The organism is Luteimonas pelagia, assembly GCF_054776035.1.
In genome coordinates, this window is record NZ_BAAHCG010000003.1 from 649,074 (window position 1) to 662,251 (window position 13,178).

The following is a 13,178-nucleotide window of genomic DNA, read 5'->3' on the forward strand; positions in this document are numbered from 1 at the left end:
GATGAGCGCCGTCGCCGCCCCGCTGCCCCCGCCCCCGGGCGACCCGCAGGCCGCCGCGCCGCAGACGCGCACCCTGCTGATCACCGACATGGTCGACTCCACCGGCACGGTGGAGCGCCTGGGCGACCGTGCCGCGGCCGACCTGTTCCGCGGCCACGACCGCCTGGTGCTGGAACTGCAGCGCCGCTGGCGCGGCCGCCTGATCGACCGCTCCGACGGCCTGCTGCTGCTGTTCGAGCGCGCCATCGACGGCCTCGGCTTCGCGCTCGACTACCAGCGCGGCCTGCACGACATGGGCAAGGCCCGCGGGCTGGACCTCAAGGCGCGCGCCGGCATCCACGTGGGCGAGGTGCTCACCTGGCACAACGAGGCCGAGGCGGTGGAGGTCGGTGCCAAGCCGCTCGAGGTGGAGGGCCTGGCCAAGCCGATGGCCGGCCGCCTGCTGGGCATCGCGCGGCCGGGGCAGATCCTGCTGTCGGGCACCGCCGAATCGCTGGCGCGCCGCGCCACCACCGAGCTGGGCGACCGCGGCGGGCAGCTGCTGTGGAAGTCGCACGGCCGCTGGCGCCTGAAGGGCGTCGAGAACCCGATCGACGTCTGGGAAGCCGGCGAGCCCGGCTTCGCGCCGCTGCGCCGCCCCATCCCGGACGGCAAGTCGCGGCGCGACGTGCCGAAGTGGCGCCAGCCGCTCGCGCTGGCCGCACAGCTCTTCCTGGTCGCCTCGCTCGGCCTGCTCACCTGGTTCTTCACCCGCCCGCAGCCGGCCATCGCCTTCTCCGAGCGCGACTGGGTGGTGGTGGCCGACATGCGCAACCTCACCGGCCAGCCGGTGCTGGACGATTCGCTGCAGCAGGCCTTCCGCATCAGCCTGGAGCAGTCGCGCCACGTCAACGTGCTGTCCGACCTCAAGGCGCGCGACACCCTGGCGCGCATGCAGCGCGGCGCGACCACCGCGCTGGACCGCGAGGTGGCCTCGGAGATCGCGCTGCGCGACGGCGCGCGCGCGGTGATCCTGCCCACGGTGGCCGAAGTGGGCGGCCGCGTGCGGGTGAGCGCGGAGGTGATCGACCCGCACTCGCAGACCACCGTGTACTCGGAGTTCGCCGACGGCGACGGGCTGGACTCGGTGCTGGCCTCGGTGGACGACGTGACCGCCGCGCTGCGCGCGCGGCTGGGCGAGGAGGTCAAGGCCATCCAGCGGGATTCGGAGCCGTTGCCGCAGGTGACCACGTCGAACCTGGACGCGCTTCGCGCATACGCCCTCGGCCAGCAGGCGTTCCAGGAGAATCGCTACGCCGATGCCCAGGCGCTGTTCGAGCGCGCCGTCGAGGTCGACCCGGGCTTCGCGCTCGCCCACGTGGCGATCCTGCGCACCCACAGCGCCCAGGGCGACCGGATGGCCGGGCTACCCGCGCTGCGGCGCGCGCAGGGATTGAGGTCGAGCCTGCCACTGAAGGATGCGCTGTACTTGGACGCGTGGGCCGCCGAGGTCGATGCGCCCTCCAAGGCACTTGGCAAGTGGCAGCACCTCGCGTCGTTGTACCCGGACTATTTCCCAGCGGTCGCGAACGTCGGCTGGTCGCTCTTCTACCGGAATCGCTTCGGCGAAGCCCTGCCGTACGCGAAGCGATCCAGCTTGCCCCAGAACGAACTTTCCACCCTCGGTCTCGAACTCCATGGCCGGATCCTGCTTGCGCAGGGCAAGCACGAGGCCGCCGCCAAGGTGCTTGACCAGGCCCTCGAGGCGGGCGCGACGCTGTCGGCGTTGCCTCGGGCCAACGTCCACGCGACGCGGTTCGATCACGGCCGTGCCGAGTCGGTCTGGAAGGCGCATGCACCTTATCCGGTGGCCCTGACCAACCGGGTGTCGCTGCTGCTCGATCGCGGACAGTGGGCCGCGGCACGGCAGGAGGCGGACAGGCTGCTGGAGACCAGCAAGCCCGGGCAGCGCAGGTTCGCCCGCATCCCGGTCGCAACTTTGGCGTGGCTGGCCGGCGACCGTGCGACGACGGTGCGCGAGATCGATCGCGCGACAGAGGAGGCCTTCGACGCACTGGCGGCCCCCGGGCGCAGCGCGGACAAGGCCACGGATGCGTATCTCGCGGCGTTCGCCGGCATCCTCGCGCAGCGCGCGGGCGAACCCGGTCGCGCGCGCGAGGTGCTGGCAAGGCTGTCCGCGCAGGAGGGTGCGCTCGACATGCCCTACGTCGCGGACCTGGTGCGGGTGGTTCGCGCCCGGGACCTCATGTCCAAGGGCGACGCCAGGGGCGCGGTCGCGCTCCTGGAAGCAGGCGTCAACGGGCACGAACGCTTCGAATTGCACGTCGCGCTGCTCGAGGCTTACCTCGCGCTCGACCAGAAGGAAGCCGCGCTCCGCGAGGCGCGGTGGCTCGGCGGCCACAGGGGCTGGGCGTACACGCAACTGGGTTGTGGCCTGTGCCAGCAACCCATGAATGTCATGGACTCGAACCTTGCGCGCTTGCGCGCGGCGGACATCCTCCTCGGACTGGGTCGCGAGGAGGAAGCCGCCGTCCAGATGGGACTGCTGGAACGCAGCTGGTCGGCGGCGTCCCTGCCGGCCTACTTGCGGGAGCGACGCGACGCGGTCGGGACCGCCTCGAAGGGATTGGGGCTGTAGCCGAGCCCCTGCATCAGCTCGCGCTTGAAATCCTCGCGCGAGGCGACGAACTTCGCCTTCGGCGCGATCCGGTCGACCTTCATGCACGGCCCCGGCGGCACGCTTTCCGGTGGGCCGGGCGGCACGTGGGGCGGACCCTTGCCGGACTTGGCCGTGGCCGGGACGGCGCCTGCCGTCGGCTTCCAGCCGGCCTTGACCAGCGCGGAATGCGGATCCTTCTTGAACAGCCGACGGAACTCGTTGTCGGTGCTCAGCAGGTCCAGCAGCCGGTCGGCCACTTTCGCCTCGAGCGGTGCCGCGCGCTTCGTCCCCGTGCCCTTCTTCGTCGCCATGCCTGACTCCCCTATGTGGTCCAGCAATCCGGCCCGCAGGCCGCCCCGCCGGCGATCCTAGCGGCGACCGTGCATCCGTCACAACTCGGGCGCCCCGGCAACGCGCCGCCGCGGTTCCTGCGCGCCGGCGCGATCGGCGACACTGGCGGCATCGGCACACGGACCCGTGCCAGGTCACGCCGCGGAGTGCGGCACCGACACGGGGGCACCACCGATGCAAATCCGCCGCTGCGCGGTCCTGTACCTGGAGCCGCGCGAGGAGGTCGCCTTCGACCTCGACGGCCTGCTGTCCGGTGGCGACGGCCTGCGCCGCACCGCGCGCTGGCTGGCGCTGGCCCCGCACCTGGGCGAGGAAGTGGAAGTAGACGCCACCGAGCGCGAACTGCTCGGCGCGCTCAGCCCCGGCGAATGGCGCGACAGCCGCACGCTGCCCGATGACCTGCGCGCGCCGCTGCGGCGCCTGCTCAAGGCGGGGCTGGTGATCGGTTCGACCAAGGCGCACGCCGGCATGCGCGAACGCGATGACGTGCTGCGCAGCGTGTACTGGCATCCGCTCTCGGCCACGCTGCACGCCTTCACCCGCTGGCACGGTGCCGACGCCGTGCAGGCGATGAAGGACACCGGCACCGAGACCGCCGCCGCCCTTCGCGACGTCCTGGGCGCGCCGCCGCCCGAGGCCGCCGCGCTGGCCGGCGATGACGCGCGCGTGCCGCTGCCGCGCAGCGACGGCAACGACTTCGACGCCCTGCTGGCGCGCCGCGCCACCTGCCGCAACTTCGACGCCGACCGGCCGCTGCCGCTCGAGGTGTTCGCGCGGCTGATGCAGCGCGTGTTCGCCGCGCAGGCGCAGGTGCGCGTGGCCGACGACACCGTGTTCCTGAAGAAGACCAGCCCGTCCGGCGGCGGCCTGCATCCGGTCGAGGCCTACCTGCTGGTGCGCAACGTCGCGGGCCTCGCGCCCGGGCTGTACCACTACCACGCGACCACCCATGCGCTGGAGCCGCTGCCCGCGTGGGACGGCGACCTCGACGCGCTGGCGCTGGACGCGGTGGCGGGGCAGACGTGGTTCTCGAACGCGCACGCGATGGTGCTGCTGGCGCCGCGCTTCGACCGCACGTTCTGGAAGTACCGCCAGCACGCCAAGGGCTACCGCGTGGTGGCGCTGGAGGCCGGGCACCTGTCGCAGACGCTGTACCTGGCTGCCACCGAGGCGGGCCTGGGCGCCTACATCACCGGCGCGATCAACGAGGTGCTGCTGGAGCAGGCGTTCGGGCTGGACCCGGTGACCAGCGGGGCATTGGCGCTGTGCGGCTTCGGCTGGCGCGCCGATGAAATGGTGACGACGGAGCTGGATCCGAACGGGGCGGTGTGGACGACGGGGTAGGGGCGACGTGACGGACCCATCGCGGCGCAAGCGATCGCGCGCGTAGGCGCGCTCCTACGGAGTGATCGAACCCGTCCGATCCACGCAATTGCCGACCCCGTAGGAGCGCCTCTACAGGCGCGAAGCCCGCGCGAACTTCCACATCCGCGGACATCGCCAAGACCGTGATCGGGAACGAATCCGCGTGCCCCTATCCCGGCGCCCGCGGATCACTCATCAACCGCTCGCCCATCCCCGGCAAGCGCAACCCGACCTGTTCCACGCGCTCGTCCGCCAGGCTGCGCACGACCAGCACCGCGCGCCCCAGTGGATGCCGGTCGCCCACCTGCGGCTGCCCGTCGAACCGCTCGTCGAACAGCTCCGACGCCGTGCGCCCCGCATACCGCGACGGAATCTTCAGCCCGTAGAACTGCGCGATGTCCCCCAGCGGCACGTTGCCCGCGAAGGTGAAGCTGCCGAACAGCTCCTGCTCCGCCGCGCGCGCGTCGCTGCCCTCGGCGAACAGCCAGTCCAGCCGCGGCGCCTGCCCGCGCGGCGCCAGCAGGTAGGCGTAATCGCCGGCTTGCAGGGCGCCGGCCTGTTCCGGCACCAGTACCTCGCCGTTCCGCGCCACCATCGCCAGCCGCACGCGGCCCGGCAGGGTGGCGCCGCGCAGCATCGCGCTGCCCGCGGCCACCCGGTAGCCGACCATGTCGTATTCCACCTGGCCCGGCAGGTCGAGCGGGATCCGCCGCGCCACCGGGTCGGCGCGCGGCACCGCCACGCCCAGGCGGTGCGCGGCCCAGCCCAGGCTCCAGCCCTGCACCACCAGCGACACCAGCACCACCACGAAGGCGACGTTGAAGTACAGCCATGCGTTCGGCAGCCCGGCCATCAACGGGATCGACGCCAGGAAGATGCCGACCGCCCCGCGCAGGCCCGTCCAGGAGATGAAGCCGATCTCCGCCGCGCGGTAGCGGCGGAACGGCGCCAGGCACAGCAGCACCGCCACCGGCCGCGCCACCAGCATCAGGAACGCCGCCACGCCCAGCGCCGGCCACAGGATGGGCAGCAGCGCCTTGGGCGCCGACAGCAGGCCCAGCAGCATGAACATCATCAGCTGCGCGAACCACGTGGCCGCGTCCTGCAGCGCCAGCACCTGCGGCAGCGCGCGCACCGGCCGGTTCGCGACCACGATCCCCGCCAGGTACACCGCCAGGTAGCCGCTGCCGCCCAGCCGGTTGGCCAGCGCGAACAGCGCCACCGCGCCGGCCAGCGCCAGCCACGGGTGCAGGCCGCTGGGCAGGTCGAAGCGGTTGAGCGCCCACACCAGCAGCCGCCCGCCGCCGTAGCCCACGGCCAGGCCCGCCGCACCCGCCCACACGAAGCGCAGCGCGATGGCCAGCGGCCCGCCGCCCTGTTCGCCGGCGATCCATGCGGTGAGCGCCAGCACCAGGAACACCGCCATCGGGTCGTTGCTGCCGGACTCCAGTTCGAGCGTGGCGGCGGTGCGCCGTTCCAGGTGCAGGCCATTGGCGCGCAGCAGGAAGAACACCGCCGCCGCGTCGGTCGAGGCCATGATGGTGCCGAGCAGGAACGCGGGCAGCGGCGCCAGCCCGAGCAGCTTCCAGCCCGCGAACGCGGTGAGCAACGCGGTCACCAGCACGCCCACCGTGGCCAGCACCACCGCCGGCCCGACGCTGCCGCGCACCTGCGCTGCGCGCGTGCGCAGGCCGCCGTCGAACAGGATCACGCTCAGCGCCAGCGCGCCGACCAGGTAGGTGAAGCGGGTGTCGTCGTAGCGGATGCCACCGGGCCCGTCCACGCCCAGCAATACGCCCAGCATCAGGAACACCAGCAGCAAGGGCGCGCCCAGCCGCCGCGCGAACAGCGACGAGGCGATGCCCGCGAGCACGAGAAGGGCGACGCCGAGCAGCTGCCAGTCGATGGTCGCGAGGCTGTCCATGCGCACCGGTGCCGGGGGATCGGGCCATCATACCCACGCGGCCCGCAGCGCCCGGCCTCGCGGGTGCCCCTGCCCACATCCGGCGGATGACCCCTGTAGGAGCGCGCCTACGCGCGCGATCGCCCCACCCGGTAAGCCCGCATCACCGACGCCGTCTTCGCCCCATCACCCTCATCGCCCCCAACGTCATCCCCGCGAAGGCGGGGATCCATTGCTCCGCAGCCTTCGCACCACATGACATCGCGCCGGCTTCGCGCCTGTAGAGGCGCTCCTACAGGGGTGCGGGTTTCCTTGGCAGGCCGTCGCCTTCGTCCAGCGCCACCCAATCCACGTGCGAATCCCAGTACGCATGCACCTGCGGCACGCGGTCCGCACCGTCGTGCAGGTTCGCCAGCGTCACGTGCAACTCGTCCGGCCAGCGGCTGCCGCGGAAGAACACCGTGCTGCCGCAGCGCGAACAGAACCCGCGTTCGCCGTGGTCGCTCGATGCATGCCAGACGAGCGCGTTGTCCGGATCTTCGATCGACACCCGCGGGCGTTCCATCCCCACCCACGTCACGAACGCCGCACCGTGCGCCCGCCGGCACAGCGAGCAATGGCAATGCGCGACCCACTTGCTGGGCCAAGTCAGGTCGAAGGTGACCGCCCCACACAGGCAACTGCCGCGACCGGTATCCATGGCCCACTCCCGGGAATCGAGCGGCAAGCGTAAGCACCCATCTTCCCCCGGCCAAGCCACCCCTGTAGGAGCGGGGCTTGCACCGCGATGGCTTTCCCCGCGAATCCGAATTTCGCGGCATCGCGCCCCAAGGTGCGCTCCTACAGGGGTGTGTCGCCCTTCGTAGGAGCGCCTCTACAGGCGCGAAGCCGGCGTGGGGCGAGGTGGCAGCGACTGCCGCGGGCCGATGGATCCCCGCCTTCGCGGGGATGACGGCGTCACGGACGAAGGTTCGCTGGCAAGCCATCGCGGGCGTAGGCCCGTTCCTACAGGGGTGGTGGGCCGCGGTCGAGCTTGCGGTAGCCGATGGCTTCGGTGAGGTGCGCGGTCCGGATGTCCGGGCTGCCGGCGAGGTCTGCAATGCTGCGCGCCACGCGCAGGATCCGGTGCATCGACCGCGCCGACAGCTGCAGCGCCTCGATCGCCCGTTCCAGCAGCGCCTGGTCATCCGGCGCCAGGCGGCAGTGCGCGAACGTGCCGGCCTGGTCGAGATGCGCGTTCGCCACGCCCTGCCGCTGCATCGCGATCGCGCGTGCCGACTCGACGCGTGCCCGCACCACCGCGCTCGACTCGCCGGGCGGCGCATCCGGCCGCAACTGCGCCGGCGGCAGGCGCGGCACTTCCACGTGCAGGTCGATGCGATCGAGCAGCGGCCCGGACAATCGCCCGCGGTACCGCGCGATCGCCTCGCCGGTGCAGTGGCAGCGCCCGGACGGATCACCGGCCCAGCCACACGGGCAGGGGTTCATCGCGGCAACGAGTTGGAAGCGCGCCGGGAACCGCGCCGACCGCGCCGCGCGCGCCACCGTCACCACGCCCGATTCCAGCGGCTCGCGCAGCACCTCCAGCGCGCGCCGGTCCCACTCCGGCAGTTCGTCCAGGAACAGCACGCCCCGGTGCGCCAGCGAGATCTCGCCCGGTCGCGGATCGCTGCCGCCACCCGCCAGCGCGACCGCACTCGCGGTGTGGTGCGGCGCGCGGAACGGCCGCTGCCGCCAGCGCGCCGGGTCCAGCCCGCGGCCTTCCGCATGCGTGGCGACCGAGCGCACCGCCGCCGCTTCCAGCGCCTCGGCCTCGTCGGCTTCCGGCAGCACGCCCGGCAGCCGCGACGCCAGCAACGTCTTGCCGCACCCCGGCGGCCCGAGCAGCAACAGATGGTGGGCGCCAGCCGCCGCGATCTCCAGCGCGCGCCGCGCATGTGCCTGCCCACGCACGTCCGCGAGGTCCGGCCCGATGTCGTGCACGGCGTCGGGCGCGATCGCATCGGGCAACGTCTTCCGACCCGACAGCGCGCCGCACACCTCGAGCAGCGTGCGTGCCGTCCGCACTTCCACACCGCGCGCCAACGCCGCTTCCGCGCCGTTGCCCGCGGGCACGATCATCCGCCGCCCCTCGCGCGCGGCGGCCAACGCGGCCGGCAGGATCCCGTCCACCGCGCGCAGCTCGCCAGTCAACCCGAGCTCGCCATGGAACTCGTGGCCCGCCAGTGGTTCCAGCGGCACCTGTCCGCTCGCGGCCAGGATGCCCAGCGCGATCGGCAGGTCGAACCGCCCGCCGTCCTTCGGCAGGTCCGCGGGCGCCAGGTTTACCGTGATGCGGCGCGCCGGGAATTCGAACTGCGCGCACTGGATCGCCGCGCGCACGCGTTCCTTCGCCTCGCGCACCGCGGAATCCGGCAACCCGACGATCGACATCGACGGCAGCCCGCCCGCGAGATGCACCTCCACCTTCACCGCGGGCGCGCGCACGCCCACGCGTGCACGGCCGTGCACGAGCGCCAACCCCATGGCGGCGGGCTCAGCGGTCTTGCGGGGGCGGCGTGTCGCCGGCCAAGCGCGCCTCGAGCGCCTCGACCTCGCGCTGCAGCGCCTCGAGCTTTTCGCGCGTGCGCAGCAGCACCGCGCGCTGCACCTCGAACTCCTCGCGGGTGACCAGGTCCAGCCGCGCCAGCCCGGACTGCAGCACGGACTTGAAGTTCTGCTGCAGCTCCTCGCGGCCCTCGCGCAGGCCCGGGGGCACCAGGCTGCTGAGGCGGCGGGCGAGGTCGTCGATGTGGCTCAGGTCGATCATGCGAAGGTTCCTTGCGTCGGCGCCACGCAGCCTGCGCCGCGGTCCGCCTTGGCGCCGTCGGCGCCCACCGGCCCGTCGCGTCGGGCAATCCCGACGGCGGCCGCGCGCCAGTCTACCGCCCGCGCCGCGTTATCCTGCGCGCCCCGACTCCGGAGGCCGCGCGATGAAGATGGTCATGGCGATCATCAAGCCGTTCAAGCTCGACGACGTGCGCGAGGCGCTGTCGGAGGCCGGCGTGGCCGGCATCACCGCGACCGAGGTGAAGGGCTTCGGGCGCCAGAAGGGCCACACCGAGCTCTACCGGGGCGCCGAGTACGTGGTCGACTTCCTGCCCAAGATCAAGCTGGAGGTCGCGGTCACCGACGCGCAGGCCGACGCGGTGGTCGAGGCGATCATGCAGGCCGCGGGCACCGGCAAGATCGGCGACGGCAAGATCTTCGTCTGGGACCTGGAGCGGGCGGTGCGCATCCGCACGGGCGAGCTGGACGCCGACGCACTCTGAACGCCGGCCGGTCGGCGGCGGGAAGCGTGACCCGGGTCGCGGACGCCGGGGCCCCCGCGGGCGTCTGATCGGGCTCCCAGGAGGGAGCGCCATGGACATCGAACAGACGCGCCGGAGCGACCGGCTCGAACGGGCCGTGAGGGGCGCGATCCTTCTGGCCTTGCTGGCGGCGGCCTTCTGGGGTTACGCGGGCAATCTCGCCGCGTTCTAGGAGCGACGTCGGGTTGGCGAGATGCCTGATTGCGCGGTGACTGGACCTGCGCAGGCTTCGCGCCTGTAGAGGCGCTCCTACGGGAGAACCACCCGCACGTTCGGCACGCACGCTGTCCGTCCGGTGCACCTGGTGCCGGTTCGACACGCGCGACGCCCGTTCGGCGCACCCCATCCCCGTTTTGCACCCACGCCGCGCGGGTTCGGCGCGCCCCGTAGGAGCGCGCCTACGCGCGCGATGCCAGCGACCGATCCCGAATGGGTCCCCGCGTTGCGGCTTATTCCGCCAACGCCTCGGCCACGAACGGCGGCGTCGACAGCGCGCCGCGGTGGATGCCCGCGGTGTAGTACTTCGTCCCGAACGCCTTGTCCTGCGCGTCGCCCTCGCGGAACTCGAAGCCGTGGCCGTGCTTGCGCGCCAGGGTGCAGCTCCACCAGCCGGTCGGGTAGCAGGGCTGCGGGAAGGGCAGGGTGGCGAACGCGGCGAAGCCGGCCTTGGCCATCTCCGCGCGCATCTCGCGGATCAGCTCGATCAGCGCCAGCGGCGACTCGGACTGCTGCACCAGGATGCCGTCGTCGCGCAGGGCGCGGAAGCAGCTCTCGTAGAACGCGCGGTTGAACAGGCCCTCGGCCGGGCCGACCGGGTCGGTCGAATCGACCACCACCACGTCCAGGCTCGAAGGCGCGCAGTCGCGCATGAAGGCCACGCCGTCGTCGAACATCAGCGTGGCGCGCTTGTCGCCGTTGGAATCGCACAGCTCCGGGAACCACTTCTCGGCCATGCGCGTGACCTGCTCGTCGATGTCGCACTGGGTGGCGCGTTCCACGCCCGGGTGCTTGAGCACCTCGCGCAGCGTCCCGCAGTCGCCGCCACCGATGATCACCACGTCGCGCGGGGCGGGGTGGGTGAACAGCGCCGGGTGCGACACCATCTCGTGGTACAGGAAGTTGTCGCGGGTGGTGAGCATCACCGCCCCGTCGATCAGCATCAGGTTGCCCCAGTCGCTGGTCTCGAAGATCTCGATCTTCTGGAAGTCCGACTGGACCTCGTCCAGCTTGCGCACGATCCGGAAGCCGATCGCCGAGCCGGTCGGGTCGAAGTTCTCGTAATGCCAGTCGGGGGTGTTCATGCGCGTGGGGGCTGTGCGAAGGCCGCGGATTGTAACGGGTCGGCCCGTGGCGCCCGGATGATCGGGCCGCGGGGCCCCGGACGCTAAACTGCGCGTCCCCCAACGCCTGCCGGACGCCGCCCATGGCCGACTGGTCGACCGAACACGCCCGCCGCGCCTATTCCATCCCGCACTGGTCGGAAGGCTATTTCGACGTGGACGGCGCGGGGCGGGTCACGGTCCGCCCGCGCGGCGAGGCGGGCCCGGCGATCGCGCTGCCGGAGATCGTGGACCAGGCCCGGGCGCAGGGCGCCAAGCTGCCGCTGCTGGTGCGCTTCCCGGAGATCCTGGGCCACCGCCTGGACAAGCTGCAGGCGGCCTTCGCCGAGGCGATGTCCGAATGGGAGTACCCGGGCGGCTACACCGCCGTGTACCCGATCAAGGTGAACCAGCACGCGGGCGTGGCCGGGGCATTGGCCACCCATGGCGCGGCACAGGCCGGCGCGCGCTGCGATTTCGGGCTGGAGGCCGGCAGCAAGCCGGAGCTGATGGCGGTGCTGGCCCTGTCGCGGCCCGGCGGGCTGATCGTCTGCAACGGCTACAAGGACCGCGAGTACATCCGCCTGGCGCTGATCGGCCGCAAGCTGGGGCTGGAGACCTTCATCGTGGTCGAGAAGCCCTCCGAGCTGGCGCTGGTGATGGAGGAGGCGAAGGCGCTCGACGTGCGCCCGGGCCTGGGCGTGCGCATGCGGCTGGCGTCGCTGGGCGCGGGCAAGTGGCAGAACAGCGGCGGCGACAAGGCCAAGTTCGGGCTCTCGCCGCGGCAGCTGCTGGACCTGTGGAAGCGGCTGCGCGACGCCGGCATGGGCGACTGCCTGCAGCTGCTGCACTTCCACATGGGCAGCCAGATCTCCAACGTGCGCGACATCGCCAACGGCATGCGCGAGGCGACGCGCTACTTCGTCGAGCTGTCGAAGCTGGGCGCGCGGATCAAGTGGATGGACGTGGGCGGCGGCCTGGGCATCGACTACGAGGGCACCCGCTCGCGCAGCTTCAATTCGATCAACTACGGCGTGAAGCAGTACGCGCTCAACATCGTGCAGCCGCTGGCCGAGGCCTGCGAGGCGAACGGGCTGCCGCATCCGCGCATCGTCACCGAATGCGGCCGCGCGATGACCGCGCACCACGCCGTGCTGGTGGCGAACGTGTCGGAGGTGGAGGCCGCGCCCGAGGGCCGCGTGCCGGACGCGCACGACGACGAGCCGGCGGTGATCCGCCACCTGCGCGAGATCCATGACGAACTCGACCAGCGGCCGGCGGCGGAACTGTTCCACGAGGCGGTGCATTTCCACGCCGAGGGCCTGTCGGCCTACGCGCTGGGCCAGCTTGAGCTTGTTCACCGCGCGCGGCTGGACGACCTGTTCTACGCCATCGCCAACGCGGTGCGCGCGCGGCTCGACCCGGGCGGCAAGCGCCACCAGGGCGTGCGCGACGAGCTCGACCAGCGGCTGGTGGACAAGTACTTCGTCAACTTCAGCGTGTTCGAGTCGATGCCGGACGTGTGGGCGATCGACCAGGTGTTCCCGATCGTGCCGATCGAGCGGCTGGGCGAGCGGCCGGAACGGCGCGGCGTGATCGCCGACCTCACCTGCGATTCGGACGGGCGCATCGACACCTACGTGGGCGACGAGGCGCTGGACACGTCGCTGCCGCTGCATGCGCTGCGCAAGGGCGAGCCGTACCGGCTGGGCTTTTTCCTGGTCGGCGCGTACCAGGAGATCCTGGGCGACATCCACAACCTGTTCGGCGACACCGATGCCGTGGAGGTGCACGTGGATGGCGACGGCCACGCGTTCCGGCAGCAGCGGCGCGGTGACACGGCGGACGTGATGCTGGATTACGTGGGTTACAGGCTGGACGATCTTCGCGCGGCGTATGACGCGAAGGTCGCCGCGGCGTCGTTGCCCGGCGACGAGGCGACGCGGCTGCGGGATGCGCTCGAATCGGGCCTCACCGCCTACACCTACCTCAGCGACGAACCGCTCGACTGACAGCACGCGACGCGCCCGCCGCCGACACGCGCGGCGCAAGCCAATCGCGCGCGTAGGCGCGCTCCTACAGGGGACAGCCTTGCGTTTGCATCTGTAGGAGCGCGCCTACGCGCGCGATGGCCCCGGAGCCGGCGAGGAATGGATTCCGGCGTCCACCGGAATGACGACGCGGGCGGCGAAGGTGCGCGGCGCAAGCAATCGCGCCTGTAGAGGCGCTCC

Annotated in this window: 10 protein-coding genes; 4 read left to right on the forward strand and 6 right to left on the reverse strand. The window is 72.1% G+C overall.

Features of this window, described 5'->3' with window-relative positions:
- The first annotated feature begins 1 nt into the window (after nucleotide 1).
- The gene (locus tag ACYU7H_RS11890; RefSeq protein WP_460814977.1) at nucleotides 2–2,638 is read left to right on the forward strand and encodes a putative peptide modification system cyclase; all 2,637 of its coding nucleotides are present in this window, start codon (nucleotides 2–4) and stop codon (nucleotides 2,636–2,638) included.
- Here ACYU7H_RS11890 and ACYU7H_RS11895 read toward each other — a convergent pair.
- On the reverse strand, nucleotides 2,581–2,970 hold the full coding sequence (locus ACYU7H_RS11895) for an NHLP-related RiPP peptide (RefSeq protein WP_460814978.1): 390 nt from the start codon (nucleotides 2,968–2,970) through the stop codon (nucleotides 2,581–2,583). The genes ACYU7H_RS11890 and ACYU7H_RS11895 overlap by 58 nt on opposite strands.
- A gap of 214 nt (nucleotides 2,971–3,184) precedes the next feature.
- Here ACYU7H_RS11895 and ACYU7H_RS11900 point away from each other — a divergent pair, with 214 nt between their 5' ends.
- Nucleotides 3,185–4,354 carry a putative peptide maturation dehydrogenase gene (locus ACYU7H_RS11900; protein ID WP_460814979.1) on the forward strand — a complete coding sequence of 390 codons (1,170 nt, stop codon included), beginning with the start codon at nucleotides 3,185–3,187 and terminating at the stop codon, nucleotides 4,352–4,354.
- A gap of 190 nt (nucleotides 4,355–4,544) precedes the next feature.
- On the opposite strand, the gene ACYU7H_RS11905 is transcribed toward ACYU7H_RS11900, so the two are convergent.
- The 4 genes from ACYU7H_RS11905 to ubiK form a co-directional block, all read right to left on the reverse strand.
- A complete protein-coding gene (locus ACYU7H_RS11905) occupies nucleotides 4,545–6,299 on the reverse strand; it encodes a potassium/proton antiporter (protein ID WP_460814981.1) in 1,755 nt (584 codons plus the stop codon).
- Between the two features lie 271 nt (nucleotides 6,300–6,570).
- Nucleotides 6,571–6,978: a GFA family protein gene (locus ACYU7H_RS11910; RefSeq protein ID WP_460814983.1), complete on the reverse strand. Its 408-nt coding sequence runs from the start codon at nucleotides 6,976–6,978 to the stop codon at nucleotides 6,571–6,573.
- Between the two features lie 305 nt (nucleotides 6,979–7,283).
- A complete protein-coding gene (locus ACYU7H_RS11915; protein WP_460814985.1) occupies nucleotides 7,284–8,804 on the reverse strand; it encodes a YifB family Mg chelatase-like AAA ATPase in 1,521 nt (506 codons plus the stop codon).
- Nucleotides 8,805–8,814: 10 nt separating this feature from the next.
- Nucleotides 8,815–9,087 (reverse strand): ubiquinone biosynthesis accessory factor UbiK, encoded by a 273-nt coding sequence (ubiK, locus tag ACYU7H_RS11920; protein WP_460814987.1) that lies wholly within the window; start codon nucleotides 9,085–9,087, stop codon nucleotides 8,815–8,817.
- A gap of 163 nt (nucleotides 9,088–9,250) precedes the next feature.
- Between ubiK and ACYU7H_RS11925 the strand changes: the two genes are divergently transcribed.
- Nucleotides 9,251–9,589 (forward strand): P-II family nitrogen regulator, encoded by a 339-nt coding sequence (locus ACYU7H_RS11925; protein ID WP_460814989.1) that lies wholly within the window; start codon nucleotides 9,251–9,253, stop codon nucleotides 9,587–9,589.
- A gap of 488 nt (nucleotides 9,590–10,077) precedes the next feature.
- On the opposite strand, the gene speE is transcribed toward ACYU7H_RS11925, so the two are convergent.
- Nucleotides 10,078–10,929 carry a polyamine aminopropyltransferase gene (gene speE / locus ACYU7H_RS11930; protein ID WP_460814990.1) on the reverse strand — a complete coding sequence of 284 codons (852 nt, stop codon included), beginning with the start codon at nucleotides 10,927–10,929 and terminating at the stop codon, nucleotides 10,078–10,080.
- Nucleotides 10,930–11,051: 122 nt separating this feature from the next.
- Between speE and speA the strand changes: the two genes are divergently transcribed.
- Nucleotides 11,052–12,959 carry an arginine decarboxylase gene (speA, locus tag ACYU7H_RS11935; RefSeq protein WP_460814992.1) on the forward strand — a complete coding sequence of 636 codons (1,908 nt, stop codon included), beginning with the start codon at nucleotides 11,052–11,054 and terminating at the stop codon, nucleotides 12,957–12,959.
- Nucleotides 12,960–13,178 lie beyond the last annotated feature (219 nt).

What these genes read in the sequence shown, in the direction of transcription:
- ACYU7H_RS11915 (WP_460814985.1), bottom strand. Translation starts at nt 8,804, where the DNA reads ATGGGGTTGGCGCTCGTGCACGGCCGTGCACGCGTGGGCGTGCGCGCG.
- ubiK (WP_460814987.1), bottom strand. Translation starts at nt 9,087, where the DNA reads ATGATCGACCTGAGCCACATCGACGACCTCGCCCGCCGCCTCAGCAGC.
- ACYU7H_RS11925 (WP_460814989.1), top strand. Translation starts at nt 9,251, where the DNA reads ATGAAGATGGTCATGGCGATCATCAAGCCGTTCAAGCTCGACGACGTG.
- ACYU7H_RS11890 (WP_460814977.1), top strand. Translation starts at nt 2, where the DNA reads ATGAGCGCCGTCGCCGCCCCGCTGCCCCCGCCCCCGGGCGACCCGCAG.
- ACYU7H_RS11905 (WP_460814981.1), bottom strand. Translation starts at nt 6,299, where the DNA reads ATGGACAGCCTCGCGACCATCGACTGGCAGCTGCTCGGCGTCGCCCTT.
- ACYU7H_RS11910 (WP_460814983.1), bottom strand. Translation starts at nt 6,978, where the DNA reads ATGGATACCGGTCGCGGCAGTTGCCTGTGTGGGGCGGTCACCTTCGAC.
- speA (WP_460814992.1), top strand. Translation starts at nt 11,052, where the DNA reads ATGGCCGACTGGTCGACCGAACACGCCCGCCGCGCCTATTCCATCCCG.
- speE (WP_460814990.1), bottom strand. Translation starts at nt 10,929, where the DNA reads ATGAACACCCCCGACTGGCATTACGAGAACTTCGACCCGACCGGCTCG.
- ACYU7H_RS11895 (WP_460814978.1), bottom strand. Translation starts at nt 2,970, where the DNA reads ATGGCGACGAAGAAGGGCACGGGGACGAAGCGCGCGGCACCGCTCGAG.
- ACYU7H_RS11900 (WP_460814979.1), top strand. Translation starts at nt 3,185, where the DNA reads ATGCAAATCCGCCGCTGCGCGGTCCTGTACCTGGAGCCGCGCGAGGAG.